Annotated in this window: 18 protein-coding genes; 10 read left to right on the top strand and 8 right to left on the bottom strand. The window is 66.7% G+C overall.

Annotation, left to right across the window (positions count from 1 at the left end; translation table 11 throughout):
• Positions 1-197 precede the first annotated feature (197 nt).
• From DVU99_RS11590 to DVU99_RS11580, 3 genes are all read right to left on the bottom strand, one after another.
• Positions 198-3,323, bottom strand: a complete 3,126-nt coding sequence (locus tag DVU99_RS11590) for an efflux RND transporter permease subunit (protein ID WP_114240372.1) — start codon at positions 3,321-3,323, stop codon at positions 198-200.
• A 247-nt stretch (positions 3,324-3,570) separates the two neighbouring features.
• On the bottom strand, positions 3,571-6,807 hold the full coding sequence (locus tag DVU99_RS11585) for an efflux RND transporter permease subunit (protein ID WP_114240371.1): 3,237 nt from the start codon (positions 6,805-6,807) through the stop codon (positions 3,571-3,573).
• 175 nt (positions 6,808-6,982) lie between these two features.
• A complete protein-coding gene (locus DVU99_RS11580; protein ID WP_114240370.1) occupies positions 6,983-8,275 on the bottom strand; it encodes an efflux RND transporter periplasmic adaptor subunit in 1,293 nt (430 codons plus the stop codon).
• A 366-nt stretch (positions 8,276-8,641) separates the two neighbouring features.
• On the opposite strand from DVU99_RS11580, the gene DVU99_RS11575 reads away from it, so the two are divergent.
• Positions 8,642-9,139, top strand: a complete 498-nt coding sequence (locus tag DVU99_RS11575) for a cytochrome c5 family protein (protein ID WP_198670292.1) — start codon at positions 8,642-8,644, stop codon at positions 9,137-9,139.
• A 617-nt stretch (positions 9,140-9,756) separates the two neighbouring features.
• Here DVU99_RS11575 and DVU99_RS11570 read toward each other — a convergent pair.
• The 3 genes from DVU99_RS11570 to DVU99_RS11560 all read right to left on the bottom strand — a co-directional run bounded on the left by DVU99_RS11570 (position 9,757) and on the right by DVU99_RS11560 (position 13,688).
• The gene (locus DVU99_RS11570) at positions 9,757-10,491 is read right to left on the bottom strand and encodes a hypothetical protein (RefSeq protein WP_114240368.1); all 735 of its coding nucleotides are present in this window, start codon (positions 10,489-10,491) and stop codon (positions 9,757-9,759) included.
• An 822-nt stretch (positions 10,492-11,313) separates the two neighbouring features.
• Entirely contained in the window at positions 11,314-12,504 is a 1,191-nt protein-coding gene (locus tag DVU99_RS11565) for an MFS transporter (protein ID WP_114240367.1), read from the bottom strand.
• Positions 12,501-13,688 carry a serine hydrolase gene (locus tag DVU99_RS11560; protein WP_114240366.1) on the bottom strand — a complete coding sequence of 396 codons (1,188 nt, stop codon included), beginning with the start codon at positions 13,686-13,688 and terminating at the stop codon, positions 12,501-12,503. Before DVU99_RS11560 ends, DVU99_RS11565 begins: the two co-directional genes overlap by 4 nt.
• Before the next feature lie 105 nt (positions 13,689-13,793).
• Here DVU99_RS11560 and DVU99_RS11555 point away from each other — a divergent pair, with 105 nt between their 5' ends.
• Positions 13,794-14,684: a LysR family transcriptional regulator gene (locus DVU99_RS11555; protein WP_114240365.1), complete on the top strand. Its 891-nt coding sequence runs from the start codon at positions 13,794-13,796 to the stop codon at positions 14,682-14,684.
• Positions 14,685-14,698: 14 nt separating this feature from the next.
• Here the strand turns inward: DVU99_RS11555 and DVU99_RS11550 are convergent, their stop codons facing one another.
• The gene (locus DVU99_RS11550) at positions 14,699-15,283 is read right to left on the bottom strand and encodes an ACP phosphodiesterase (RefSeq protein ID WP_114240364.1); all 585 of its coding nucleotides are present in this window, start codon (positions 15,281-15,283) and stop codon (positions 14,699-14,701) included.
• A 69-nt stretch (positions 15,284-15,352) separates the two neighbouring features.
• On the opposite strand from DVU99_RS11550, the gene DVU99_RS11545 reads away from it, so the two are divergent.
• From DVU99_RS11545 to DVU99_RS11530, 4 genes are all read left to right on the top strand, one after another.
• Positions 15,353-16,030 (top strand): alpha/beta hydrolase, encoded by a 678-nt coding sequence (locus DVU99_RS11545; RefSeq protein ID WP_232823572.1) that lies wholly within the window; start codon positions 15,353-15,355, stop codon positions 16,028-16,030.
• 72 nt (positions 16,031-16,102) lie between these two features.
• Entirely contained in the window at positions 16,103-17,224 is a 1,122-nt protein-coding gene (gene zapE, locus DVU99_RS11540) for a cell division protein ZapE (RefSeq protein WP_114240363.1), read from the top strand.
• Between the two features lie 157 nt (positions 17,225-17,381).
• Positions 17,382-17,759 (top strand): peptidase C13, encoded by a 378-nt coding sequence (locus DVU99_RS11535; protein ID WP_114240362.1) that lies wholly within the window; start codon positions 17,382-17,384, stop codon positions 17,757-17,759.
• Between the two features lie 275 nt (positions 17,760-18,034).
• On the top strand, positions 18,035-19,747 hold the full coding sequence (locus DVU99_RS11530; RefSeq protein ID WP_232823571.1) for a bifunctional diguanylate cyclase/phosphodiesterase: 1,713 nt from the start codon (positions 18,035-18,037) through the stop codon (positions 19,745-19,747).
• Here DVU99_RS11530 and DVU99_RS11525 read toward each other — a convergent pair.
• Positions 19,744-21,435: an AMP-binding protein gene (locus DVU99_RS11525; protein ID WP_114240360.1), complete on the bottom strand. Its 1,692-nt coding sequence runs from the start codon at positions 21,433-21,435 to the stop codon at positions 19,744-19,746. The genes DVU99_RS11530 and DVU99_RS11525 overlap by 4 nt on opposite strands.
• A gap of 202 nt (positions 21,436-21,637) precedes the next feature.
• On the opposite strand from DVU99_RS11525, the gene DVU99_RS11520 reads away from it, so the two are divergent.
• The 4 genes from DVU99_RS11520 to DVU99_RS11505 all read left to right on the top strand — a co-directional run bounded on the left by DVU99_RS11520 (position 21,638) and on the right by DVU99_RS11505 (position 26,111).
• The gene (locus DVU99_RS11520) at positions 21,638-22,933 is read left to right on the top strand and encodes an amidohydrolase (protein WP_114240359.1); all 1,296 of its coding nucleotides are present in this window, start codon (positions 21,638-21,640) and stop codon (positions 22,931-22,933) included.
• A gap of 67 nt (positions 22,934-23,000) precedes the next feature.
• Positions 23,001-23,828, top strand: coding sequence for an SAM-dependent methyltransferase (locus DVU99_RS11515; RefSeq protein ID WP_198670283.1), 828 nt, complete (start codon positions 23,001-23,003; stop codon positions 23,826-23,828).
• Positions 23,829-24,018: 190 nt separating this feature from the next.
• Positions 24,019-24,321: a hypothetical protein gene (locus DVU99_RS11510; protein ID WP_114240358.1), complete on the top strand. Its 303-nt coding sequence runs from the start codon at positions 24,019-24,021 to the stop codon at positions 24,319-24,321.
• Positions 24,322-24,404: 83 nt separating this feature from the next.
• The gene (locus tag DVU99_RS11505; protein WP_232823570.1) at positions 24,405-26,111 is read left to right on the top strand and encodes a GGDEF domain-containing protein; all 1,707 of its coding nucleotides are present in this window, start codon (positions 24,405-24,407) and stop codon (positions 26,109-26,111) included.
• Positions 26,112-26,113: the final 2 nt, after the last annotated feature.

Genomic DNA, 26,113 nt, shown 5'->3' with positions numbered 1-26,113 from the left:
AACGTCGCGAAGGCGTTGGCCAGGTTGTTTTCCACAGCCGATGTGGATGCGCACGGGAGAAGCCTGTGGATAGATGCGATAGACGCTTGATCCACCAAGCCAAAGCGACGCGGCGGTGAAGGATTGACCAGCGGCTTCATGGGACGGCAGCCACATCGCCCGTTCCCAGGCGATGCGGCCACTGCGCATGGATGCGATCAGGCGCCTTCGCTGGCCGGCAGGCGCTTGTGCTGGCCGAAGCGTGCGCGCCAGGCCGAGAAACGGTCGGCCAGGCAGGAGAAGATCACATACAGCGCCGGCGTGCTGAGCAGGGTGAGGCTCTGCGAGATCAGCAGGCCACCGATCAGCGCGATGCCGAGCGGGCGGCGCAGGTCCGAACCCTCGCCCAGGCCGATGGCGATCGGCACGGCGGCGAGGATGGCCACCATGGTGGTCATCATGATCGGGCGGAAGCGCACCATGCTCGCCTCGTAGGCGGCATCCTGCGCGGTGAGCCCATGCTCGCGCCGCGCCACCAGCGCGAAGTCGATCATCATGATCGCGTTCTTCTTCACGATGCCGATCAACAGCACCAATGCGATCTGCGCGATCACCGAGAGCTCGGTGTCGGTGATCCACAGCGCCAGCAGCGCACCCACGCCCGCCGCCGGCAAGGTGGAGAGGATGGTCACCGGGTGGATCAGGCTCTCGTACAGCATGCCCAGCACGATGTAGACGGTGACGATGGCGCCGAGCAGCAACCAGATCATGCCGCTCTGCGATTGCTGGAAGCGGCGGAAGTCGCCGCCGATGTTGATGCGGATGTTGCCCGGCAGGCGCATCTGCGAACCGGTCTCCTGGATGATCTCCAGCGCCTCGCCCATGCTCACGCCGGGGGCGAGGTTGAAGCTCATGCTCATCACGGTGTACTGGTTCTCGTGCGAGATCTGCGTCGGCGCCATGCCGGCCTCCTGGCGCGCAAACGCGGTGAGCGGCACCATCACGCCGTTGTTGCTGGCCACGTAGATCGCATCGATCGCCGCCGGCGTTGCCGTCTGGTTGGGCAGCGCGTTGACCACCACCTTGTATTGGTTGAGGTCGGAGTAGATGGTGCTGATCTGGCGCTGGCCGAAGGCGTTGTACAGCGCGCCGTCGATGGTGCCGATGCCCACGTTGAGGCGGGCGGCCTTGTCGCGGTCGATCACGATGTTCTGCTGCAGGCCGGCATCGTCGATGTCGCTGCCCACGTCCTTCAGCTTGGGATTCTTCTTCAGCTCGGCCACCAGCTTGGGCAGCCACTCCTGCAGTTCCTGCGGGTCATCACCCTGCAGCGACACCTGGTACTGCGCGCCCTGGCTAGTGCCGCCGCCGCCGAAGCTGGGCAGGTCCTGGATCGGGCGCAGGCGCACGTTGAGGTCGGGATAGCGCGCAGCCTTGGCGCTGAGGCGCGCGAGCACGGCGAAGGTATCGTCCTTGCGTCCCTCGGCATGGGTCTTCAGTTCGATGTCGAACGAACCGGAAGCGCCCTGGCGGCTGCTGCCCAGGCGCGAACCCACGCGGGCCACGTCATGGTCGCGCAGCAGCATGTCGATCAGGCGCTGCTGGCGCGACACGGCGTCCTGGAACGACACGGTGGCACCGGACGTGGCGCGGCCACGGATCAGGCCCGTGTCCTGCGGCGGGAACATGCCGGTCTTCACCACGCCGAACAGGAAGATGGTGAGCGCGATCAGCGCCAGCGGAGTCAGCGCGAACGACAGCGCATGCTTGATCGAGAACTTCAACGCCCTGGAATACAGGCCAAGCATGCCCGCCTGGAACTTCTCCAGCGCAATGCCGATGGGCGTGGTCGGCTTGTCCTGGTCGTGGCTGCTGAGGAACTGCCCGCACAGCGACGTAGTGAGCGTCAGCGAGACGATCGCCGAAACGATGATCGCCGCCACCAGGGTGATGGTGAACTCCTTGAAGAACAGGCCGGTGATGCCGCCCATGAACAGCAGGGGCAGGAATACCGCCACCAGCGATGCCGTGATGGAGACGATGGTGAAGCCGATCTCCTTGGCGCCGGCCAGCGCCGCGTCCATGCGCGTCATGCCCTGGTCGATATGGCGCACGATGTTCTCGATCACCACGATGGCATCGTCCACCACGAAGCCGATGGCGATCACCAGCGCCAGCAGGGTGAGGTTGTTGAGCGTGAAGCCCAGCACGTACATCACCATCGCCGCACCCGCGAGCGAGAGCGGCACCGCCGCGGTGGCGATCAACGTAGGCGCGAGGCGGCGCAGGAAGATCGCCATGGTCAGCATCACCATGGCCAGGCTGATCAGCAGCGTGGCCTGCACCTCATGCAGCGACGCACGAATGGTTGGTGTGCCGTCGAAGTACGGAGTGAGCGTGGTGCCCGGCTGCAGGTAGCCGCGCAACAGCGGCACGGCCGCCTTCACGCGATCCACGGTGCCGATGATGTTGGCGTTCGACTGCCGGTACACGTACATCAGGATCGCCGGCTTGCCCTGGAACCAGGCTGCCTGGTATGCGTCCTGGGTGCCTTCATAGACCTTGGCTACATCCGACAGGCGCACCGGCACGCCATTGTTGGACGCGATCACCAGGTCGGCGAAGTCCTGCGCGGTGTGCAGCGAGTCGTTGGCGGTCACCGCCATGGTGGTCTTGCCGTCCGACAGGAAGCCCACCGGCGAGGTGACGTTGGCGGCAGTGAGCGCATTGCGCAGCTGGTCGGGCGAGAGGCCCAGGCCGTTGAGCTGTCGCAAGTTCACGTCCACGCGGATGGCCGGCGTCGCCGCACCGAGGATATCCACTTCGGACACGCCGTCGAGCTGGCGCAGGCGCTGCGCCAGCAGCGAGTCGGCCACGTCATAGAGGTCGCGCGCCGACTGGGTATCGGAGGTGAGCGCGAAGGCGATGATGGGATCGTCGTTCGGATTGGCCTTCTGGTAGCTCGGCGGCGCGTTGAGGCCACTGGGCAGGTCTGACTGCGCGGCGTTGATGGCCGCCTCCACGTCGCGCGCGGCGGCGTCGAGGTTGCGGCCAGACTCGAACATCATGAACACCTGGGTGCTGCCCAGCGAGCTGGTCGAACGCAGCGTATCGATGCCGGGCACCTGGCCCAGGTGGCGTTCGAGCGGTGCGGCCACGGTGGAGGCCATGGTGTCGGCGCTCGCACCGGCCTGGCTGGCCTGCACGAAGATCACCGGGAACTGCATGTTCGGCAGCGCCGCCACGCCCAGCAGCAGGTAGCAGATCAGGCCCACCACGAACACGCCGATAGCCAGCAGGGAGGTGCCGATCGGGCGGCGGATGAAGGGGCCGGAAATGTTCATGCCATCAGGGGAGCTTGAGCTGCGCGCCAGGCACAGCGGTATTCAGACAAGCCATGCGCCGAAGGGCCGCGCAGGCACGAAGAAACGTATATACCGCACATGGTCTGCGAAACGCATGACGGCGGGTTTGGTTGATGCAGCGCGCTTGCCGGCGTCTGCGGAGACGCCGAAAGGGGCGCGCCGTGCCGGCCGCGCCCCCTCGGGGTAGTCACCGTGGCCCGGTGCGTACCGGGCCATCACGATCGCCTCACATCGCGCCTCGCGTCTGCGCGCGGGCCAGCTCACGCTGTTCGCGCCGTGCACGCAGCCAATCGGAGAAGCGCTCCATGTACAGGTAGATCACCGGCGTGGTGTACAGCGTCACCAGCTGCGACAGCAGCAGGCCGCCCACGATGGACACGCCCAGCGGACGGCGCAGCTCCGCGCCGATGCCGTTGCCCAGCGCCAGCGGCAGCGCACCCAGCATGGCCGCGGCGGTGGTCATCATGATCGGGCGGAAGCGCAGCAGACAGGCTCGACGGATCGCCTCGTGTGGCTTCATGCCATCGCGCTGCGCCTCGATCGCAAAGTCGATCATCATGATCGCGTTCTTCTTCACGATACCGATCAGCAGCACGATGCCGACGATGCCGTCCACCGACAGGCTCATGCCACACAGGATCAGCGCCAGCAAGGCACCGACACCGGCCGGGGGCAGCGTGGAGATGATGGTCAGCGGGTGGATGTAGCTCTCGTACAGCACGCCAAGCACGATGTAGATCACCACGATCGAGGCGATCAGCAGCAGCACTTCGTTGGTCAGCGAGGTGGAGAACTCCGCGGCCTTGCCGATGAACTGGCTACGCACCTGCGGCGGGAAGTTGAGCTTCTGCTCCACGCCGTGGATCGCCTCCACCGCCTCGGACAGCGAATAGCCCGGGGCCAGGTTGAACGAGATGGTCACCGCCGGCAGCTGCTGCTGGTGGCTCACCACCAGCGGCGCCGTGGTCACCTCGGCGCTGGCCAGCGAGGCGAGCGGAATCGTGCCGCCGGCGCCAATGATCACGCCGGTATTGGCCACGCCAAGGCCCGTGCTGGTGGACGAGTTGCTCGACGCCACCTGGCCGAACGCCGTGGCATTGCTGCCGGTGAGCGCGCCGTTGCCGTTGCTCTTCACCGTGAGCTGGTTGAGCAGCGCAGTGCTGGTACGGAACTGCGGCGCCACCTCCAGCACCACGCGGTACTGGTTGAGCTGGGTGAAGATGGTGGAGATCTGGCGCTGGCCGAACGAGTCGTACAGCGTGTCATCGATGGTCTGCACCGGCACGCCCAGGCGGCTGGCCTTCTCGCGGTCGATGGTGAGCTTGAGCGAGGTGCCCTGGTCGGCGAGGTTGTTGTCCACGTCGGCCAGCTGCGGCAGCTCGCGCAGCGCCTGGGTCATCTGCGTGGCATAGCCCGACAGCTCGGTCGCGTTCACGTCGGACATCGAGTACTGGTACTCGGTAGCGGACACGCGGCTGTCCAGCGTCACGTCCTGCACCGGTTTGAGGTACAGCGCCACGCCCGGGATATCGGCCGCTTCCTTCTGCAGGCGCGCCACCACTTCATCCAGGCTGTCGCGGTCGCCGCGGTCCTTCAGCACGATGCTCAGCTGGCCCTGATTGAGCGTGGGATTGATCGAGCCGGCGCCGATGAAGGCCGCCACGCCGGTCACCGCCTTGTCGCGGCGAAGGGCATCGGCCACCGCCTTGGTACGCTGCTCCATCTGCGGGAAGGCCACGTTCTGGTCAGCCGCCACCACGCCGGTGATCAGGCCGGTGTCCTGCTCGGGCAACAGGCCCTTGGGGATGACGATGTACAGGAAGATGGTGACCACCACGGTGGTCGCCGCGATCATCATCGTGAAGCGCTGGTGGCTGAGCACCCAGTCGAGCGAGCTCTCATACACGTTGACCAGGCGTGCCCACCAGGTCTTCTTGCCGGCGGCGGCGTGGCGCTCGTGCGCGTCGTCGCCTTCCGGCAGCGCGTCGGGGCGCAGCAGGTAGGCGCACATCATCGGCGTCAGCGTCAGCGAGACCAGCATGGAGATGGCCACCGCGATGGTGAGCACCCAGGCGAACTCGTGGAACAGGCGGCCGGTGACGCCGGGCATGAGCAGCAGTGGCAGGAACACCGCGATCAGCGACACGGTCAGCGACAGCACGGTGAAGCCGATTTCCTTGGCGCCGATCTCCGCCGCCTCCTTGCCCTCCTTGCCCTGCTCGATGTAGCGCACGATGTTCTCGATCATCACGATCGCATCGTCCACCACGAAGCCGGTGGCCACGGTCAGCGCCATCAGCGAGAGGTTGTCCAGCGACATGCCGGTGAAGGCCATCACGCCGAAGGTGCCCATCAGCGACAGCGGCACCGCCACCGACGGGATAACGGTGGCCCACAGGCGGCGCAGGAACACGAAGATCACCGCCACCACCAGGCAGATGGTGAGGATCAGGGTGAACTGCACGTCCTCCACCGAGGCACGGATGGTGATGGTGCGGTCGGCGAACACGTCCAGGTGCACGTCGGCCGGCAACACCGCGCGCAGCTGCGGCAGGATCGCGCGGCTCTGCTCCACCGTCTGCACGATGTTGGCGCCCGGCTGGCGGCGGATGTCGAGCAACACGGCTGGCTTGCCGTTGGCCCACGCAGCCAGCTGGTCGTTCTCGACGCCGTCGATCACCTCGGCCACGTCGGACAGGCGCACCGGCGCGTTGTTCTTGTACGCGATGATGGTGCTCTTGTATTCGGCCGCGTCGGCCAGCTGGTCGTTGGTGCCGATGCTGTAGGACTGCGTGGCGCCGTTGAGCGTGCCCTTGGGCGCGTTCACGTTGGCCTCGGTGAGCGCGCTGCGCACGTCCTCCATGGTGAGGCCGAGGTTGGCCAGCTGCGAGGGGTTCACCTGCACGCGCACCGCAGGGCGCACGTTGCCGGCGATGGACACCAAGCCCACGCCCTGCACCTGCGACAGCTTCTGCGCCAGGATCGAGTCGGCGTAGTTGTTCACGTCGCGCAGCGGCAGGCTGTCGGAGGTGAGCTTGAGCGTGAGGATGGGCGCATCGGCCGGGTTCACGCGGTTGTACACCGGCGGATACGGCAGCGTGCTGGGCAGCGTGCCCTTGGCCTGGTTGATGGCCGCCTGCACATCCTGCGCCGCGATGTCGATGTCACGGTCCATCGCGAACTGCAGCACGATGGTGGACAGGCCCGCCGACGAATCGGAGGTCATCATGGACAGGCCGGAGATCTGGCCCAGGTTGCGTTCCAGCGGCGTGGTGACCAGCGAGGCCATGGTGGATGCGCTGGCGCCCGGGTACTGGGTCGTGACCACCAGGCTGGGCGCGTCGATCTCGGGCAGCGCCGATACCGGCAGCTCGCGGTAGCCGAGGATGCCGAGCAGCATCACCGCCACCATCAGTAGCGAGGTGGCGATGGGTCGGCGAATGAAGAGTGTGGAGAAGCCCATGGGGTCAGCCGTCGATGTATGTGGGGGGCGCCAGTCCTGCGACGCCCCGTGTTGTTGCTAGGGACGAGGGGCCGGCAGCGACGGCGCACGCTCGCACCGCTTCACCGCGTGGGTGCCTGGCGAAGGCCACGGTTCCGGTGCCTTCGCTACGCATCCCTCGCCCCTCGCCTCTCCATCAGCCGCCGCGACGACCGCCGCCCTGCTGCTGCGCGCGCTTCTTGGCCTTGTCCACATCGGCCGCGCTCGGTGCGGTCGGCACCTCGCCCGGCTTCAGGGCCTTGACCTTGCTGCCCGGCTTCAGTCGGAACTGGCCTTCGGTCACGACCTGATCGTTGAGCGCCAGGCCCGAACCGATCATCACGTGGCTGTCGCCCACTTCACCGGCCACCTTGACCGGCTGCATCTTCACCGTCTGTTCCTTGTCCTGCTGCTGCAGCAGGTACACGTAGTCGCCATCCGGACCACGCTGCACCGCCTGCGCCGGGATCACCAGGCCGCCAGCCACGGTGCGCACCTTCAGGCGCACGTTCACGAACTGGCCCGGCCACAGGTCGCCCTTGGCGTTCTTGAACACCGAGCGCAGCTTGAACGTGCCGGTGGTGGTGTCGATCTGGTTGTCCACCACGTTGAGCTCACCATCGTCCGCGATGGTGTGCGCATCGGTGCGATCCAGTGCCAGCACTTCGAGCGGGTCGTTGCCGCCCGAGGCGCTGCGCACCATCTCCAGGTTCTGCTCGGGCAGGTTGAACATCACGTAGATTGGATGGATCTGGGTCAGCGTCACCACCGCAGTGGTGGTGGTGACCACGTTGCCCGGGTCGACCTGGCGGATGCCGGCCACGCCGTCGATCGGCGACAGGATGCGGGTGTAGTCCAGGTTCACCTTGGCCGCGCGCACGGCTGCCTTGTCGGCCGCCACGGTGGCAATCAGGTTGGCCACGTTGTTGCGGTAGGTGTCCATGTCCAGCTGGGCCACGTAGCCCTTGGCCACCAGCGCGTCGTTGCGCTTGAGCGTGCTCTGCGCGGTGGCCAGCTGGGCCTCGTCCTGCTCCTGCTTGGCCGTGGCCTGGTCATAGGCGGCCTGAAACGGGCGCGGGTCGATCTGCGCCAGCAGGTCGCCCTTCTTCACTTCCTGGCCTTCCTTGAAGTTGATGCTCAGCATCTGCCCGCTGATCTGCGGGTTGATGGTGACGGTATTGAGTGCCTGCACGGTGCCAAGCGCGGTGAGATACACCGGCACGTCCTGCTTCACCACCGGCTCGACGGTGACCGGCACCGGCGCATCCTGGCCCTGGCCACCCGCACCACCCGGACCACCGGCGCCACCCTCTCCCTGCCCCCGGTGCTGGCCGCGGTGCTGCCCTTGCGCGCTTTCCTCTGCGGCAGGCTTGTGCAGCAAACGGAAGCCCACGGCTCCCACCACGATCACAGCCACAACGATCAGCGCGATCTTCCAAAAACGCGACATGAAAAAACTCCCAGAAATATAAGGCGGGCCACCCGACCCCACCGGCGCAAACCGCGCCCGACTCGTCTGTCGGATGAAAGGATAGGGTCAGATCAACGGGAATAGACAATGCCAGTTGACATGGGTGCCCCATGACCGATGGCAGGGTTTTGCCAGCCTATCGCGTCAATATGAAGAAATTTGCATCAAAACAGGGGCCTCTGCGCGACCGAACGCCACGTCCATGCCCGACTGAAACTTGCCCCGGCCTTCCACTATACTCCGGGGCCTTGTTGTCTGAACCTATGCCCAACCCGGCTGCAAAGCCGTCCATTGACATGGAGTAATTGTGTGAGCGGTTCCCTGACCAAGTCCGACCAGAGCTTCATGCGCAGTTTCTCTCTGCTGATCGCAGGCCTTAGTGTGTTGACCCTGCTGCTGATCGGCGGCGCCTGGTTGATCTACAGCCGCGAACCCAAGGAAGTGAATCCGCAAACCACCCAGCAGGTTGCCGCGCGCATTGCGCCGGCGGGCGCGGTCTACGCCGGTGACACCGGACGCGCCGCCATGCAGGCCGCGCAGGACGCCGCCGCCAAGGCCGCCGCCGCGCAGGTCGCCTACGGTGGTACCACCGACGGCAAGACCATCTACGACAACCTCTGCCACAGCTGCCACACCGCCGGCGTCGCCGGCGCGCCCAAGCTCGGCGACAAGGCCAACTGGGGCCCGCGCATCGCCGAGGGCATCGACACCCTGATCAAGCACGCCACCGACGGCTACAAGGGCCCGGACGGCAACATGATGCCGGCCAAGGGTGGCAATCCGGCGCTGACCGATGACCAGGTGAAGGCCGCGGTGCACTGGATCGTGGATCAGGCCAAGTAAGCCCTCGCAGGCACGGATGTTCGGGAACGCCGCCTTTGGGCGGCGTTTTCTTTTACGGTGTCGGGGATGGCCTCGCTTCTTTCACCCTCTGCCCTTGGGGGAAAGGGCCGGGTGCTCGCCTCACGGTTTCGTCGATGCCGTCACCCCGGCGATGGGTCGGGATCCCGTAACGGTTGTAGTCGGTGGTCGCCTCATGCGATTCCGCGACCTGGCCCGCCTGCCGCGGGCTTCCGACCTACCGCCGGCGACGCGACGCTAGTCCCGTGGGAAGGCCGGGTTACTTTCTCTTGCTTGCCCAACGCTAAACGGTAGCTGTTGCACAAAATGTGCTTGGGCAGGTGCACGGCCGCAATGGCTGTAGAGCGGCGCTTGGTTTGAACGGTGGCGTCACATGGCCTGCCAACACCCCCTCCCGCAACACATTGCCCCGAAGAATCAGAGAAATAGGTCCTTTTAGGGCAATGGCCGGGTATCGCGGGCGGTCAAGCAAGCATCAAGTAGCTGCTCGGGCCAGCCTCCCAGCTCCTGGGCGTCCAGGAGCGAAGTTTTGGTGCGCTTCAGGGACTGCCGTGGGCGGCGGGACTGGCCGACTAGGCTTGGAGAGGGCCAGTTTGGGTTCAGGCAGACCGCCCTTCTCCTTCTAGATGCTGCGTAAGGCATCGCGCGACGACCATTTCAATTGCCTGCATCGGGTTGTGCCCGTAGAAGGCGCTCGGTTTGAACTTCTCTGCGCGAGCCAAATGCCGGTATGTCCCAAACTGCACGGTATTGTTCAGCTTCGACATAACCTCCCCAGGGATTCGATCATCGGGCTTGGTTAGCCCTCCCCCAGCCAAGTACTCGATCAACTTATGCGTGGGCGGGATTTGCCAGTCCACAACGGGTTGAACTCGATACCACCCTCCCTTTTTTGGCGGGACGTACGCGATGGCATGCCCGTAGTCCCATTGCGAGTCAATGTGGGGCAGCTCCGGGTCGCATGCGACCCCGATCCAATTGAGGGACATTTCAAGCTCGTGAGCCGCAATCACGGCCGGCCCGTAAATGAGTTTGGACCCCCAAGTAAATTCTCCATGAGCGACAGCTCCGCGCACGAGCAGCGACTTCGGCGCGCCGTTGTTTAGCAATTGGCGCGCAAAACTGATCAACACGCGCAGACCCTGTTCGGACGATTCAGCCGCAGCGAAAACCGTGTCTGAGATCAGCTGATAGCGCTCCAAACCCGTCTCTCTTGCGCTTGTCGCCACTAAGTCGATCCAATCGCCGATCCGATCCTCAAGTTGCTCAGGGCTTGAATTTGTGACGATCTGCCCGAAGCCCAACAGATCCGCTACCAAGAAATAGCCCGTCATGCCCGTACTCACGAGAAAGGTGACCCATCCTGCCACCGGCGAAGAACTAAGCAAGCCTCGTGTCGACTTTGGGTCGGAAGCCGACCTCAGTCCCAATGGCACGCACACGGCTATTGCATCAGCCCAGCGCAGCCACGAGGGCTTTGATGAGCAGGATATAGGCGACGCCACCCACGATGAGCCACGCGACAATCGTTAGGGCCAAGCGAAGGAATCCTTTTAGAACGGTCGTCCAATGCAGCGTCATTCCTTACGCACCTCGCCCCCGCTTCGCCTGGCATTCTGATAGGAATCGGCGTCGCCTGACACGGCCTCGCGAGTTGGACCAGTACTGATGAGTTCCTTTTCACACACGAGCCTGACCTCCGTACCTGCCTTGGTGAAAAAACTGGACGCGATGTTGGGGCATCGTGCTGAGGACATGGCTCGCCGTGAGGTGGCGCGTTCTCCACGCCGGTCGGGAAGCGTGGCGTCCCCTTCACCTAGCCAAGGCGATCGGGAAGCGTAGCGCGACCTGCTTTAAGTCCTCTTCGCCACGGCGCGTTGCGAAGCGCAATGAGGTACCCGCTGTGTAGCGGCGAAGGTTGCCAAATCACACGATTCCTCGCCCATTCGGGCTTTTCCCAGCGAAATGCTGCAAGCCCTGGCTCTGAAGGCCATTTTCTTTGGGGTACTTTTCTTTTGGGCCAGCAAAAGAAAAGTGACTCGGCGGCCGGCAGGACGTCGAAACGCCCGCCGCGTAGGCGGCCAGGTCGCGGGAGCGCAAGAGGCGAACCCACCCCTCACCCTGCCCTCTGATCGGTCCAGGAACTGGCCCACACCTCACGCCCACGCCCTCTTCCCCGGTACCACCACCGCTACCGTCGCCACCAGCACCACCACCAACGACCACGGCAACATCGCCACGCCGGTGGTCTTGAGCAGTACGCCGCCCAGCAGGCCGCCACCGGCAATTGCCAGGTTCCATCCCACCACCACCAGCGACTGGCCGAGGTCCTGCTGCTCGCCGGCGCGTCGCGCAACCGCCGTCTGGATCAAGGTGGCCGCCCCACCGAACCCCAGCCCCCCCGCCAGTACCGCGCCCACCAGCACCGCGGACGAGTTCGGCCACAACGCCATCGCCAGTGCGGCGAACAGGAACAGGCCCGAGCCGAGGGCCATCAGCGGACGCATCCAGCGATCGATCAGGGCGCCAGTGACCACGATGCTCAGCACCGATGCCACGCCGAATGCCAGCAGCAGCCGGTCCAGCGAGGCCTGCACGCCCGACAACGCGGAGAACGGCGCGATATAGGTGTAGAGCACGTTGTGCGCGAGCACGGCCAGCAGCATCACCAGGTAGACCGGCAGCAGGCCGGGCAATGCGATCACGTCGCGCAGCCTGCCGTGGGTCTGCGGCGGCAGGCCCGGCACCGGCGGCAGGGTACCGCGCGCCCAGGCCACCAGCACGAGGCTCAGCAAGGACATCAGGCCGAACACCCAGCGCCAGCCGATCAGCTGGGACAGCCAGGTGCCGAGAGGAATGCCGATGGTCATCGCCAGCGGCGTACCCAGCATCGCCACGGCAATGGCGCGACCTTGCTGGTGCGGCTCCACCATGCGGCTGGCGTAACCGGCCAGCAGTGCCCACAGCAGGCCTGCCGCCACGCCGGCCAGGAAGCGCGTGACCATCATCAGGGCATACGACTGCGACCAGGCCATCGCGCTGTTGACCAGCGCAAAGCCGATCAAGGCAGCGAGCAGCAGCGGGCGCCGTGGCAAGTGGCTGGTGAGCTTCACCACCGGAATCGCCGTCAGCATCGAACCAACGGCGTAGATGGTGGTGAGCTGGCCGACCAGGGCCTCGCTGATACCCAGGTCGCGGCTCATGGCCGGCAACAGCCCGGCGACGATGCACTCGGTAAGCACGGTGATGAACGCGCCGCAGGCCAGGGCGAGCAGGCCCAGCCACGGGAGGCGCGTCGGCGTCGGTGCGCAGAGGGCGCCCGGCACGGCGTCGTCGATGGCGCTCATGACTTCGCCTCCAGCATGGCGTAGATGGGATCGCGCAGCTCGTCGGCGAGGAAGCCGGCCGGCAATCCGTCGTGGAGCGTGTTGGTCAGGGCAACCACGCTGAGCTCGCTGGCCGGATCGACGAACCAGCTGTGCCCGTACACGCCACCCCAGCGCCAGCTGCCGGCGCGCTGCGGTGTATCCGCGGCCAGCGGATCGCGCAGCACGGCAAAGCCCAGTCCGAAGCCCCAGCCCGGCTGTTCATCCAGGTCTTGCGGACCGGTCTGGACGTGCGCCATCTGCGCGGTCCATGCGCGATCGAGGATCGATCCGCCGCCCCGGCGCAGCACGTCCAGCAGACGCATCACGTCATCCGCGGTGCCGACCATGCCGGCACCGCCGGAGGGGAAGGCCTCGCCATCGAGCGCACGCGCGGGGCTGTAGGGAATGCCGACGACACCCGGGAACGGCGCTACGACCTCACCCTCGGCCAACCGATGGGGCGCCGTCGCCCCGGCCACGTAGTGCGTGGCCAACCGTTCGGCATCGCGCACGTGGAAGGCGGTATCGGCCATGCCCAGCGGCTCGGTGACCGTCTCGCGGACGATGTCCCCGAGCGTCTTGCCCGTGGCCGCCTCCAGCACGCCACCGGCCACATCGATGCCCAGCGAATAAGCCCAGGCCTCGCCGGGTACGAACTGCAATGGCACGCTGGCGATGCGGCGCAGGTTTTCCGCCAGGGTGATGCCGCTGGCGTCCATGCCGTCGGACACGCCAGCCCGTGCGTAAGGGCCATCCGCCTCGGCTTCGAGGAAGCGGTAGCCGAGGCCGGCCTGATGGCTCAGCAACTGGCGCAGGCTGATGTCCGGCACCCCACCGTCGGGCAGGCGCGGCTGGAAATCCGGCAGCCAGCGGATGACGGGCACATCCAGGTCCACCACGCCTCGACTGGCGAGCACCATCGCCGCCGTGGTCACGATGGGTTTGCTGACCGACGCCAGGCGAAACACGGTGTCAGTGCGCATGGGACGCCGCTGCTCGCGATCCGCCCAGCCGGCGCTGCGGCGGTACAGCTCACGGCCACGATGCTGGACCAGCACCACCGCCCCCACCAGGCGCTGCTGCGCGACGGCAAGGTCGATGGCCGCATCGATGGGAGCGGTGATGGGGGCCTGGTCGGGGGCCGTGGCCGGGCGCGGTGTCATGGGGGCGTTCCTTACCTGGGAGGGGAGCGCTACGTTAGATACCGCGCATCGACGGAAAAAGACGGGTAGAGTTCGTGGCTTTACGGATCCCGAGTTCCGCAATCCATGAACGTGGACAGCCTGGGCCTGCTGCAGACCTTCGTGCAGGTGGCCGACAACCTGAGCTTTGTGGAAACCGGCCGCCTGCAGGGCGTGTCCGCCTCGGCGGTGGGCAAGGCCGTGGCGCGGCTGGAGGCGCAGCTGGGCGTGCGGCTGTTCCACCGCAGTACGCGCAGCATCGCGCTGACGGCCGAAGGACAGCAGTTCCTGGCGCGCAGCCGGCGCATCCTGGGCGAACTGGAACTGGCCGAGGCGGAGCTGCACAGCCAGTTCGCCGAACCTCGCGGCACCCTGCGGGTGAGCCTGCCGCTGGTCAGCGGCCTGGTGCTGCCAGTGCTTTCGGACTTCATGGAAGCCTACCCGCACGTGCGGCTGGACCTGGACTTCGACGACCGCCTGGTGGATGTGATCGAGGAAGGCTTCGATGCCGTGCTGCGCGTGGGCGTGCCGAACGACTCGCGCCTCGTCGCCCGGCGCGTCGGCACATTCCGCCGACTGCTGGTCGCCTCACCCGGCTACCTGGCGCGCCGGGGCATGCCGGCCACACCCTCGGACCTGCTGGAACACGACTGCCTGCACTACCGCTACCCCACCAGCGGCAAACTGGAAGCCTGGCCGGTGCCGCCGGAGGTCGAAGTACCCATCGCCATGGTGTGCAACGACGTGGACAGCCGCGTCTGTTTCGCCATGCGCGGGCGCGGTATCGCCTACGTGCCCGAGCACGCGGTGCGCGCGGCACTGGCCTCCGGCGAGCTGGTGCCCGTGCTGGACGAATACGCCCAGGTGTGCGGCACGTTCTACCTGCTGTGGCCCTCGGGGCGGCACATGCTGCCCAAGCTGCGCGCGTTCGTCGATTACATGGGGGAGCGCTTGCTGGGCGACAACCTCTGCGGCTAAGGCCGGCCGCCAGGTCAGTTCGCCTCGATCCATTGCGCGGCGAACTGCTTCAGCTGCGGAAAGAAGTTTTCGAACGTCGCCTGCAGCGGCCGATCCAGCCCCACCAGCACCGACATGGCCTGCGCCACCGGGTTGGGGCGCCGCAGACGATGGGAAATACCGTCGAACGCCGCGCCCATTTCCTCCGGCCGCGCATAGCCCGCGGGCAGCGCATGCGCGTCCATGTAGTGCCGAAAACGCAGCAGGCCGGGCGGCAGCAGCGATTCGTGCCGGTACAGCAGGCCGCGCACGCCGGCTGCGTAAGCATCCAGCGGCTGGCGACTCCAGCGCGGGAAGTCGCGCGCCAGCAGGTGGTCGAACCACATGTCCAGCAGGATCCCGCCGTAGCGGCGGTAGGGGCCCGGCAGCAACGCGCGGGCGGCCGTCACGTCGGGATGGCTGTCGGTGTAGACGTCGATGGCGCGGTGCAGGCGGATGCCGGCGATGACGCCGGCCGGCAGCGCCGGATCGGGCTGGCCGTGCACGAAATCGCCCATCAGGCCGCCCAGTTGCAGCAGCTCGTCGTCGCCGGCCAGCAGGGTATGGGCGAGGTGATTCATGCGCGCCTAGCCTCCCCACGCGAACGGTGGACACACGTGGCGGTTATCATCATGGCCATGAATCCCGTCATGCTCCCCACCCAACCCGACCATTTTCCAGAGCAGGCTGCCAGCTTCGCGCTGGACGGCCCCGCCGGCAAGCTCGAGACGATCAGCGACGTCGCCATTCCCGAGGAAGCCCGCCGCGGCACGGCGGTGATCTGCCATCCCCACCCGCTCCAGGGCGGCACCATGCACAACAAGGTGGTGACCATGGTGGAGCGCTCGCTGCGCGAATCGGGGCTGGATACCGTGCGTTTCAACTTTCGCGGCACCGGCGAGTCGGAAGGCAGCTACGACCACGGCAACGGCGAGGGCGACGACCTGGCCGCCGTGGTGGCCTGGGTGCGCCGCGTGCGCCCGCACGACGCCCTATGGCTGGCCGGCTTTTCGTTCGGCAGCTACGTGTCGATCCGCAATGCGGTGCGGCTGCATGCCGACGCGCTGATCAGCATCGCCCCGCCGGCCGGCCGCTGGCCGTTCGAGGGCTTCGAGCTGCCGCGCTGCCCCTGGCTGGTGGTGCAGGGCGAGGCCGACGAGGTGGTCGACCCGCAGGCGGTGTTCGACTGGATCGATGGCATGTCGAAAAAGCCCCAGCTGGTACGCATGCCTGACACCAGCCATTTCTTCCACCGCCGCCTGATGGACCTGCGCGGTGTGATCAAGCACGACGTGCAGCCCTGGCTGCCGCCGCTGCGCCAGGATTGAAGCCACCACGCCCGTTGTTGCCTGTCATGGCGCGCCGCCCCGGGCGGCGCGCATCAAGAGTCTGTCGTACCCATGAGTGATACCCCGTTGCTCGCACCCAGCGTGCGTTACCAGGAAGGCGTCGCCGCGCACCGCTGGGAAGCCGATCCGGCCCAGCAGACGCTACTGCCGGAATTCGATCGCATGCATGGCGCGCTGATCGCCGCCTCGGCCGGCAATGGCAACGGCGGCCTGTTCGGGCGCCTCAAGTCGTTGCTGGGCAACGACGTGCGCGAAGGCGTACCCGGCCTCTACCTGTGGGGCAGCGTGGGGCGCGGCAAGACCTTCCTGATGGACCTGTTCGTGGCCAGCCTGCCTTCGGGCATGGCGCTGCGCCGCCACTACCACCGCTTCATGGGCGAAGTGCACGAGCAGCTGCGCCAGCTGGGCGAGCGGCAGGATCCGCTGCTGGAAGTGGCCGCCACGCTCGCCTCGCGTTGTCGCGTCCTGTGCCTGGACGAGTTCCTGGTCAATGACATCGGCGACGCGATGATCCTGGGCACCCTGCTGCAGGCGCTGTTCGACCGCGGCGTGACCCTGGTGACCACGTCCAATACCGAACCGGCCAACCTGTACAAGGATGGCCTGCAGCGCGCCCGCTTCCTGCCAGCGATCGCGCTGATCGAGAAGCACTGCCACGTGGTGCAGATGATCTCCTCGCACGACTGGCGCCTGCGCGCGCTGACCCAGGCACCGGTGTACCACACGCCGCCGGGCCCCGAGGCCGAGCGCGCGCTGGCCCGCATCTTCGCCAGCCAGGCCGAGGGCGACGTGCAGGAAGGCGGCGAGATCATCCTCAACGATCGCCCGATCCCGGTGCGCAAGCGCGCGGCGAACATCCTGTGGTTCGAGTTCGCCGCGCTGTGCGAAGGCCCGCGAGCGGTGTCCGATTACATCGAGCTGGCCAAGGCGGGGCCTGCGGTGATCGTTTCCAACGTGCCGCAGTTCACCATCTACACCGACGACGCGGCCCGCCGCTTCGTGCTGCTGGTGGACGAGTTCTACGACCGCCACGTAAAGCTGATCCTCTCTGCCGCCGCGCCGATCACCGAGCTGTACGACGGCGAACGGCTGCGCGCGGAGTTCGGCCGCACCGAGTCGCGCCTGATCGAGATGCAGAGCGAGGAATACCTGGCGAGCCCGCACCTGCCTTGAGCGTCGCGCTCCCCGCAGGAGCGCCCCCATGCGCGACCGGCCATGCAGCAACCAGGCACGCGAGCGGCGAAGAACCTCGGCGCGTCGTGGTGGTGCACGGGGTGCGCTCCTACCAGGGATGCAATAAGGTGGAGCTTTCCGCCCGCCCGGAGTCGCCATGCCCATCCTGCTTGCCCTCGCCCTGCAACTGGGCCCTGCCATCAGCGACGATTTCCAGGCACGCGTGAGCCAGGCCAAGCTCGCCGAGGGCGCGGGCAGCGGCCCCGCATACCAGAAGGAACTGTGGGATCGCATCGGCAACCCGACCACGGACGCGTACAAGTCCTGCCTGGCGAGCAACACGCCCGCGGACAAGACGCCATTCACCCTGGTGGCCAATGTCATGTCCGACGGCAAGCTGGCACGCATCCAGGTGCAGCCGACCACCGAGGTGGCCAAATGCATGGCCGGGCAGTTCAGCAGCTGGACCTTGCCGGTGCCGCCGTCCAGCCCGGTGCCCTACCCGATCGAGATCGATTTCAGCATCAAGAAGTAGGCCATTGGGCCGATCCATAGGGCAGGATTCTGCGATCCGCCGCCAGCCGATTGGCCTTCCATTTGTCGCATTGCTACACGTCACGCCGCTGCAGTAGCCTCGGTTCCTGACAAGGGGACGCTGTTCAACACAGGGGCGAACAGGCAATGCACACGACCACGGGAAGCGACCCGGGGCAGTACGCGGCCGAGATGGGAGCCGACGCCAAAACGTCTGCGGCCTCCCCTGGCACGCCCGCGGGCGACGCTTTCGCCGTACCCGGTTTTGATGCGGTCGTGCGCCTGGCATCGCGTTCGCTGGGCGTGCCTCTGGTATCGCTGGTGCTCAACGGCGGCACCGCATACTGGTTCGCCAACGGCAATGCGCTGCCGGCGCACGATCCGCGCACGCTGCATCCACTGTACCTGGAGGCTGCCCGCAGCCTGACCTCGCACGTGGTGCTGGACACCCTGCAGGACGAACGCTTCCGCGACGCCACGCTGGGACTGGCCGTGTCGCCGGCCCCGATCCGTTTCTTCGCCAGCGAACCGGTGTGCACGCTCACCGGGCAGCAGATCGGTGCGCTGTGCGTGATGGACACCTCGCCCCGCGAGGCGCTCACCGAAAGCGAACAGACCGCGTTGCGCGATGCCGCCTCGCTGGTCGGCGCGGGCGTGGTGCTGCGCAGCTATCTCGGCCGCACCGACCCGATCACCCAGCTGCCGCATCGCTACGCCTTCTTCGATGACCTGCGCCGCCACCTGCACGACCGTGCGCCGCATGCCTGGGTGATCGCCATCGACGTGGCGCCGGTGCAACGCTTCAACGCCTTCATCCGCGCCATGGGCCACGCCTACGCCGACGAGCTGATGCGTGCCGTGGCCAGCCGCACGCTGGGCTGGATTCCACCGGACACCCGTCTTTACCAGGTGGGCACCACGCGCTTCGCCGCAGTGCTGCGCGACCATCACGTGCTCACCGACACCACCCGGCTGGACGACCTGGTCGCGCGACTGCGCGAGCCATTCGACTGCCTGGGCATTCCACTCACCATCCAGCCGGGCGTGGGCCTGGTGCGCATCGACGCCAGCGAATTGCGCGGCGGCGATCCATTGCGGCTGGTGATGAATGCGTCGCACGCCGCGCAGCACAGCATGCGCGGCTGGGCGGTATACGACCGCCACCAGGACGAGCAACACCGGCAGGAGTTTTTCCTGGTCACCGAACTGGCTGCCGCGCTCACCGACCGCACCGAGCTGGACCTGCACTACCAGCCACGCGTGGACCTGGACAGCGGCCGCTGCGTGGCACTGGAAGCACTCGCCCGCTGGCACCACCCTACGCTGGGGCCGATTCCGCCCGGGCAGTTCATCGGCCTGGCCGAACGCGCTGGCCTGATGCGCTCGCTCACCCAGTGGGTGCTGGAACACGGTGTGGCCCAGCTGGCGGCGTGGCGCCGCGAGGGCCATGACATCAAGCTATCGATCAATGTGTCCAGCACCGACCTCGGCGCCGACCTGGTGGGGCGCGTGCAGCAGGTGGCCGAGCAGCACAAGGTCGGGCTCGACATGCTGGAGCTGGAGTTCACCGAAAGCACCCTGATCGAGCACAGCGCCACCACGCGCCGCCACCTCACCGCGCTGCGCCAGCTCGGCGCAGGCATCGCGATCGACGACTTCGGCACCGGCTACAGCAACCTCGCCGCGCTACGGCAGATGCCGGCCACCAGCCTGAAGATCGACCAATCGTTCGTACGCGGCATGGGCACCAGCCAGCACGACGAGGCCATCGTGCGCTCGGTGGCGGAGCTTGCCCGCAACATGGGCTTTCGCGTGGTGGTGGAAGGCGTGGAAACGCCGCAGCTCTACGACAGCGTGCTGGGCATGGCCTGCGACGAGGCGCAGGGCTTTCATATCGCCCGCCCCATGCCCTCGGCCGAGCTACCCGCGTGGCTGGCCGCGCATCCGGGCATGCCGGCACGGCGCTGGAGCCGCTACACCCGCGTCTAGGAACCCGCGCCGGATCCACGTGCCTGCAACGACTGCTCCATGCGCTCGCGCATCAGGTACTTCTGTACCTTGCCGGTCACCGTCATCGGGAAGGCGTCGACGAAACGCACGTAGTGCGGCACCTTGAAGTACGCCAGGTGGTGGCGGCAGTAATCCTGGATCTCCGCCTCGCTGGCCGTGCAGCCTTCGCGCAGCTGCACCCACGCGCAAACCTGCTCGCCGAACTTCGGGTCCGGCACGCCGAACACCTGGACGTCCTGCACCTTGGGATGGGTATAGAGGAACTCTTCGATCTCGCGCGGGTACACGTTTTCGCCACCGCGGATGATCATGTCTTTCAGGCGGCCGACGATGGTGCAGTAGCCGTCGTCGTCGATCACCGCCAGGTCGCCCGTGTGCATCCAGCGCGCGCTGTCGATCGCCTCGCGCGTGCGCGCGTCGTCGTCCCAGTAACCCAGCATCACCGAGTAGCCGCGCGTGCACAGCTCGCCCGGCGTGCCACGGGGCACGATCCGTCCCTGTTCGTCGACCAGCTTCACCTCCAGGTGCGGATGGATGCGGCCGACGCTGTCCACGCGACGCTCCAGCGGATCGTCCAGCGTGGTCTGGAAACTCACCGGGCTGGTCTCGGTCATGCCATAGGCGATGGTCACCTCGCCCATGTGCATCTCGCCGACCACACGGCGCATCACTTCGATCGGGCAAGGCGAGCCGGCCATGATGCCCGTGCGTAGCGAGCTGAGGTCGAAGCGACGGAACTCCGGATGCTCCAGTTCGGCGATGAACATGGTCGGCACGCCATGCAGGCCGGTGCAGCGCTCTTCCTGCACCGCCTCCAGCGTGGCGATGGCGTCGAACCCCTCGCCGGGTATCACCATGCAGGCGCCATGCGTGACGCAGGCGAGATTGCCCAGCACCATGCCGAAGCAGTGGTAGAACGGCACCGGGATGCACAGGCGATCCTGCTCGGTAAGGCGCATGGCCTCGCCGATGAAGAAGCCGTTGTTGATGATGTTGTGGTGGGTGAGCGTGGCGCCCTTGGGCGAGCCGGTGGTACCCGAGGTGAACTGGATGTTCACCGGATCGTCGAAGCCCAGCTGTGCTTCGACCTCGTGCAGATGATCGATCGCCTGCGCGTCGCCGCGCTCGGCCAGCGCCTGCCACGTGCGCGTCCCGCTGGCGGGCTCGTCAGCGAGCAGGATCACCTCGCGCAACGCCGGCAGCCGCGTCGCCGCCAGCCGGCCCGGTGCGCACGAGGCCAGCTCCGGCGCCAGCTCGGCAAGCATGTCCAGGTAGTGCGAGGATTTGAAGCGGCGCGGCAGCACCAGGGCGCGGCATGCCACCTTGTTGAGCGCGTACTCCAGCTCATGCAGGCGATAGGCCGGGTTGATGTTGACCAGGATCAGCCCCGCCTTGGGGGCAGCGAACTGCAGCACCACCCATTCGGCCCGATTCGGCGCCCAGATGCCGATGCGGTCGCCCGGCTGGAGACCTAGCGCCAGCAAGCCGGCGGCCACGCGCTCCACTTCGGCGTGGAACTGGCGGTAACTGAGGCGGACGCCCTGCGAGCGCACCACCAGCGCAGGCTGGTTGGGATGCGCGGCGGCGATGCGATCGAGCAGCGAACCCACCGTATCGCCAAGCAGCGGAACCGTACTCGCGCCGTGGACGTAGCTTGCCGCTCGCATGAAACCACTCTTGAAGCCCCTGGGCGTCCGAGCATAGCATCGGGCCGCCGCCGCCCAGGCTTCGACCTTTGTAGGAACGCACACTGTGCGCGACCGGCAGTGGCGCCCCATGCGCCTGGTCGCAACGAGATCGTGCACGGGATGCGCTCCTACGACCGGCGTTGTCACGCTAGGATCAGGGCTCGTTCCGTGGAGAGCACCCATGCGCCTGCCTACCCTCGCCTTTGCCGTGGCCACCGCCCTGATCGGCACCGCCCACGCCGCTGACACCAGCCAACTCGTGCAGGGCGAACTGCCCCAGGTCACCGCATGGCGCCGCGACATCCATCAGCATCCGGAGTTGAGCAACCGCGAGACGCGCACCGCCGCGCTGGTCGCCGCCCAACTGAAGAAACTCGGCCTGGACGTCCATACCGGCATCGCGCATACCGGTGTGGTCGGCATCCTCAAGGGCGGCAAGCCGGGTCCGAAGCTGGCCATCCGCGCCGACATGGATGCACTACCGGTGACCGAGGAAGTGGATCTGCCCTTCGCCTCCAAGGCCAAGGGCGAGTATCGCGGCAAGCCCACCGGCGTGATGCACGCCTGTGGCCACGATGCGCATACCGCCATGCTGCTGGGCCTGGCCACCATTCTCGCCGGCATGAAGCAGGACCTGCCGGGCGAGGTGATGTTCGTGTTCCAGCCGGCCGAGGAAGGTGCTCCTCCGGGCGAGGAGGGCGGAGCCTCGCTGATGCTCAAGGAGGGCGTGTTCCGCGACTTCAAGCCGGATGCGATGTTCGGCATGCACGTGGTCAGCGCGCTCAACACCGGCACCGTGGGCGTGCGCCCCGGCCCGACCATGGCAGGCTCGGACTGGTTCAAGCTGGTCGTGCACGGTCGCCAGACCCACGGTGCGATGCCGTGGAACGGGGTGGACCCGATCGTGACCTCTGCGCAGATCATCAACGACGCACAAACCATCGTCAGCCGCAGGCTCAACATCGGCGAGCTGCCTGCCGTGCTGAGCTTCGGCATCATCGAGGGCGGCGCGCGCTACAACATCGTGCCCGACCAGGTGGAAATGCAGGGCACGCTGCGCACCTTCGACCCGGCCATGCGCCAGCAAGCGATCGACGGCCTCAAGGGCATCGCCGAACACGTGGCCGCCGCCAATGGCGCCACCGTAGACATGCAGATTCCGGTGGGCGACAGCAACCCGGTGCTGGTCAACGATCCAGCGCTCGCCGGCCGCGTGCGCGCCAGCATCGCCAAGGCCATCGGCAACTCGCACGTGATCGAGGCCAAGCCGTGGATGGCCTCGGAAGACTTCGCCTACTTTGCCCAGGAAGTACCCAGCGTGTACTTCTTCGTCGGCTCCACGCCGTTGGGCCAGGACGCGTCGAAGGCACCCGCCAACCACTCGCCGAAGTTCTTCATGGACGAAGGCGCGCTGACCATCGGCATGGAGTCGATGCTGCAGGCCACGCTGGATTACCTCAACGGCGTCAAGTCCTGAGCGCTCTCTTCCTGGCCCGCCGCCCGGCGGCGGGCTGGCGCCCCAACACTTGCCCTACCATCGCGTGATGACGACCCCATCGCTTTCGCCACCCACCCTGCCGGCCCGCGGCAATCTCGCCTGCATCGGCCTGGGCATGACCCTCGGGTCCCACCTCACGCCGCTGGCGCGCAACCACATCGAGCAAGCCGACGTGGTGTTCGCCGCGCTGGCGCACGGCGCCACCGAGAAGTGGTTGCAGCGCATGCATCCCGACGTGCGCAGCCTGCAGCCGTACTATGGGGAGGGCAAGTCGCGCCAGAAGACCTATCGCGAATGGGTCGAGCTGATGCTGGCCGAGGTGCGTGCGGGCAAGCGCGTGTGCGGGGTGTTCTACGGGCATCCCTGCATCTTTGCGTGGTCGCCGCGCAATGCAGTGAGGATCGCCCGCGCGGAAGGCTACGACGCGTACATGGAACCCGGGATCTCGGCCGAGGACTGCCTCTACGCCGACCTGTGCATCGACCCGGGCCAGTACGGCTGCCAGCATTTCGAGGCCAGCCAGTTGCTGTTCTACGAACGCCGCATCGACCCCTCCGGCTACCTGGTGCTGTGGCAGGTGGCGATGGTCGGCGATTGGTCGTTGACCCGCTTCGAGACCGGTCCGGCCTATCGCCAGGTGTTGGTGGACGTACTGGCGCAGGACTATCCGCTCGATCACGAGGTCATCGTCTACCGTGCAGCCACGCTGCCGATCGAACAACCGCGGATCCGTCGCGTGGCGCTGCGCGACCTGCCGGCGACCCGTCTCACCGGCGAAGACACCGTCGTCGTGCCACCCGCGCACGCGCTGAAGCCCAACCTGGCGATCCGCCAGCGATTGGAAGCGCTGGACAAGCACGCTGCCTTCACATGAAGTGCAAGCTTGCCATGACACAGTCGCCCTCCTGAGTTTGCGCAGGGCTTGCCAGGCGGCCCTGTACTAAGGGCTGACGGTACCGGCGACGGGGTCGCAATGGCCTGACTGGCCATGATCCGCGTAGGATCTGCCCGAAGGATGACCGTTTACACGACGCTGCAACACGACAGGGAACAGGGGAAAAATAATGTCCGACACGCTGGATTTGCTCGAAGCCATCGGCGGTAACGCTGCCCTGCGCCATGCCTCCGCCGAGGAATTGGCGAAGACGCTGGCCGAAGCGGGAGCCTCCGATGCACTGCTCGCGGCCGTGACGGCCGGGGACAATGCGAAGCTCGCCGAGGAGCTGGGCCTGCGGCCCATGCAGGTCAACCACGACTCCCACACCGGTGGCCACGAGGACGACGACGAAACGCCGGATCACGGTGATGGTGGGGAAGAGCCCAGCCAACCCTCCCCGCCCGCCCAGGGCGGCCCCTCGCACAGCTGACCGGCCGCACCCGCATGCCCGGGTGGTCCTGCCGCATACGGCCGTGGCCCGCTCTCGCGGCCATGGCCGTATGCGCGTGGTTCGTGCCCATCCACGCCCGCGCGCAAGAAGCGCGCCTGGGCGCGCAGCTCGAACAGATCGAGAGCCTGCGCACCAACGACCACGCGCGTTTCGTGCGCTTGCTGGAAACGGTGCGCCTGCGCGTGGCCGACATGTCGCCACGCGAGCGCTGGCAATTCCGTTACCTCGACGGGTGGGAAACTTCCTTCCAGGGTGACTATGCGCATGCCGAGCCGGTGCTGCGCGATGTGATCGGCCATTCCGGTGACCCGGCGCTGGTGACCAAGGCCTCTGCCGTACTGATGGGCGACCTGGGCCGCAACAAGCGCTACGACGAGGCGTTCGAGCTGGCCAACGGGTTGGTCGCCGGCCTGCCCCAGACCCAGGACAAGCTGGCCCGGTTCGTGGCGCTGTCCTATCTCTCGCAGCTGCTCAGGTCGGCCGGCCAGTACGACCTTGCCGCGAAATACGCCCGCGACATGGCGCAAGAGCTGCCACCGGGCGAGTCGGCCTGCAAACCGATGACCATCCTGCTCAGCGTGCTCTACGACAGCCACAAGCTCAGCTCGTCCAGCCCGGAGCTGCAGCGCGGCGTCGAGACCTGCCAGGCCGCGCGGGATTCGGTCTTCACCAACACCATCTGGCTGGTGAAGGCCAGCCTTTACCTCGACGAGGAGCAATCGCAGAAGGCCATCGACCTGATCCAGCGCATCATGCCGAGCATCCGCGGCGACCAGTACTACTCCAACACGCTGGCCGCGCAAACCGAGCTGGCCCAGGCCTACTGGAAGCAGGGCAACGACGCATCCGCGCGCAAGGCCGCACTTGGCACGCTCGCCTCAAGCGACCCCAATGACATCGACGAGACGCTGCGCGACGCCTATCAGGTGCTGTATCGCATCGAACGCAAGCACGGCAACGCCGCCGCCGCGCTGGCGCACTACGAGCACTACGTGGCGCAGGACACCGGCTATCTCAACGACGTGCGTGCCCGCGCGCTCGCCTACGCCGTGGCGCAGCAGCATCTGCTCGCACAAAAGCTCGAGACGGAAAAGCTGAGCCGGCAGAACAACGTGCTGCGCCTGCAACGTGCGCTGGATACCCAGGCCATGGAGACCAGCCGGCTCTACATCGTGCTGCTGCTGGTGGTGCTGATCTCCGTGGTGCTGTGGCTGGTGCGGCTGAAGCTCTCGCAGCTGCGCTTCAAGCGACTCTCGTCCATCGACGGCCTCACCGGCATCCTCAACCACCAGAACTTCATCGGTGCCGCCACGCGCGCGCTGCACCTGCTGGAGAGGAAACACGGCAGCGCGGCCCTTGTATTCATCGACCTGGACAACTTCAAGCAGATCAACGACAACCACGGCCACGCCACCGGCGATGCCGTGCTCAGGCGCACTGTCGCCATCTGCCAGCAGGCATTGCGGACCGGCGACTTGTTCGGTCGCCTCGGTGGAGAGGAGTTCGGCATCCTGCTGCTCGACTGCCCCGCCGACCAGGGCAAGGCCATCGCCGAACAGATCCGCCGAACGATCGAGTCCACCTCCGTGGACAGTGAGGGCGCGCAGGTGGCGTTCTCAGCGAGCGTGGGCGTGGCCACCACCGAGGCTTCCGGCTACGACTTGCAGCACCTGTGCCGGGAAGCCGATGCCGCGCTCTATCGCGCCAAGCGCGCCGGACGCAACCGCGTGGTCGTCGACACCGGGCATGACGGACTGGTCGAAGCCTGAGC

Source organism: Dyella sp. C9, assembly GCF_003332825.1.
Taxonomy (GTDB): Bacteria; Pseudomonadota; Gammaproteobacteria; order Xanthomonadales; family Rhodanobacteraceae; genus Dyella.
The sequence above is the reverse complement of the archived record's forward strand: the minus strand, read 5'-3'. Positions and strand labels throughout refer to the sequence as shown.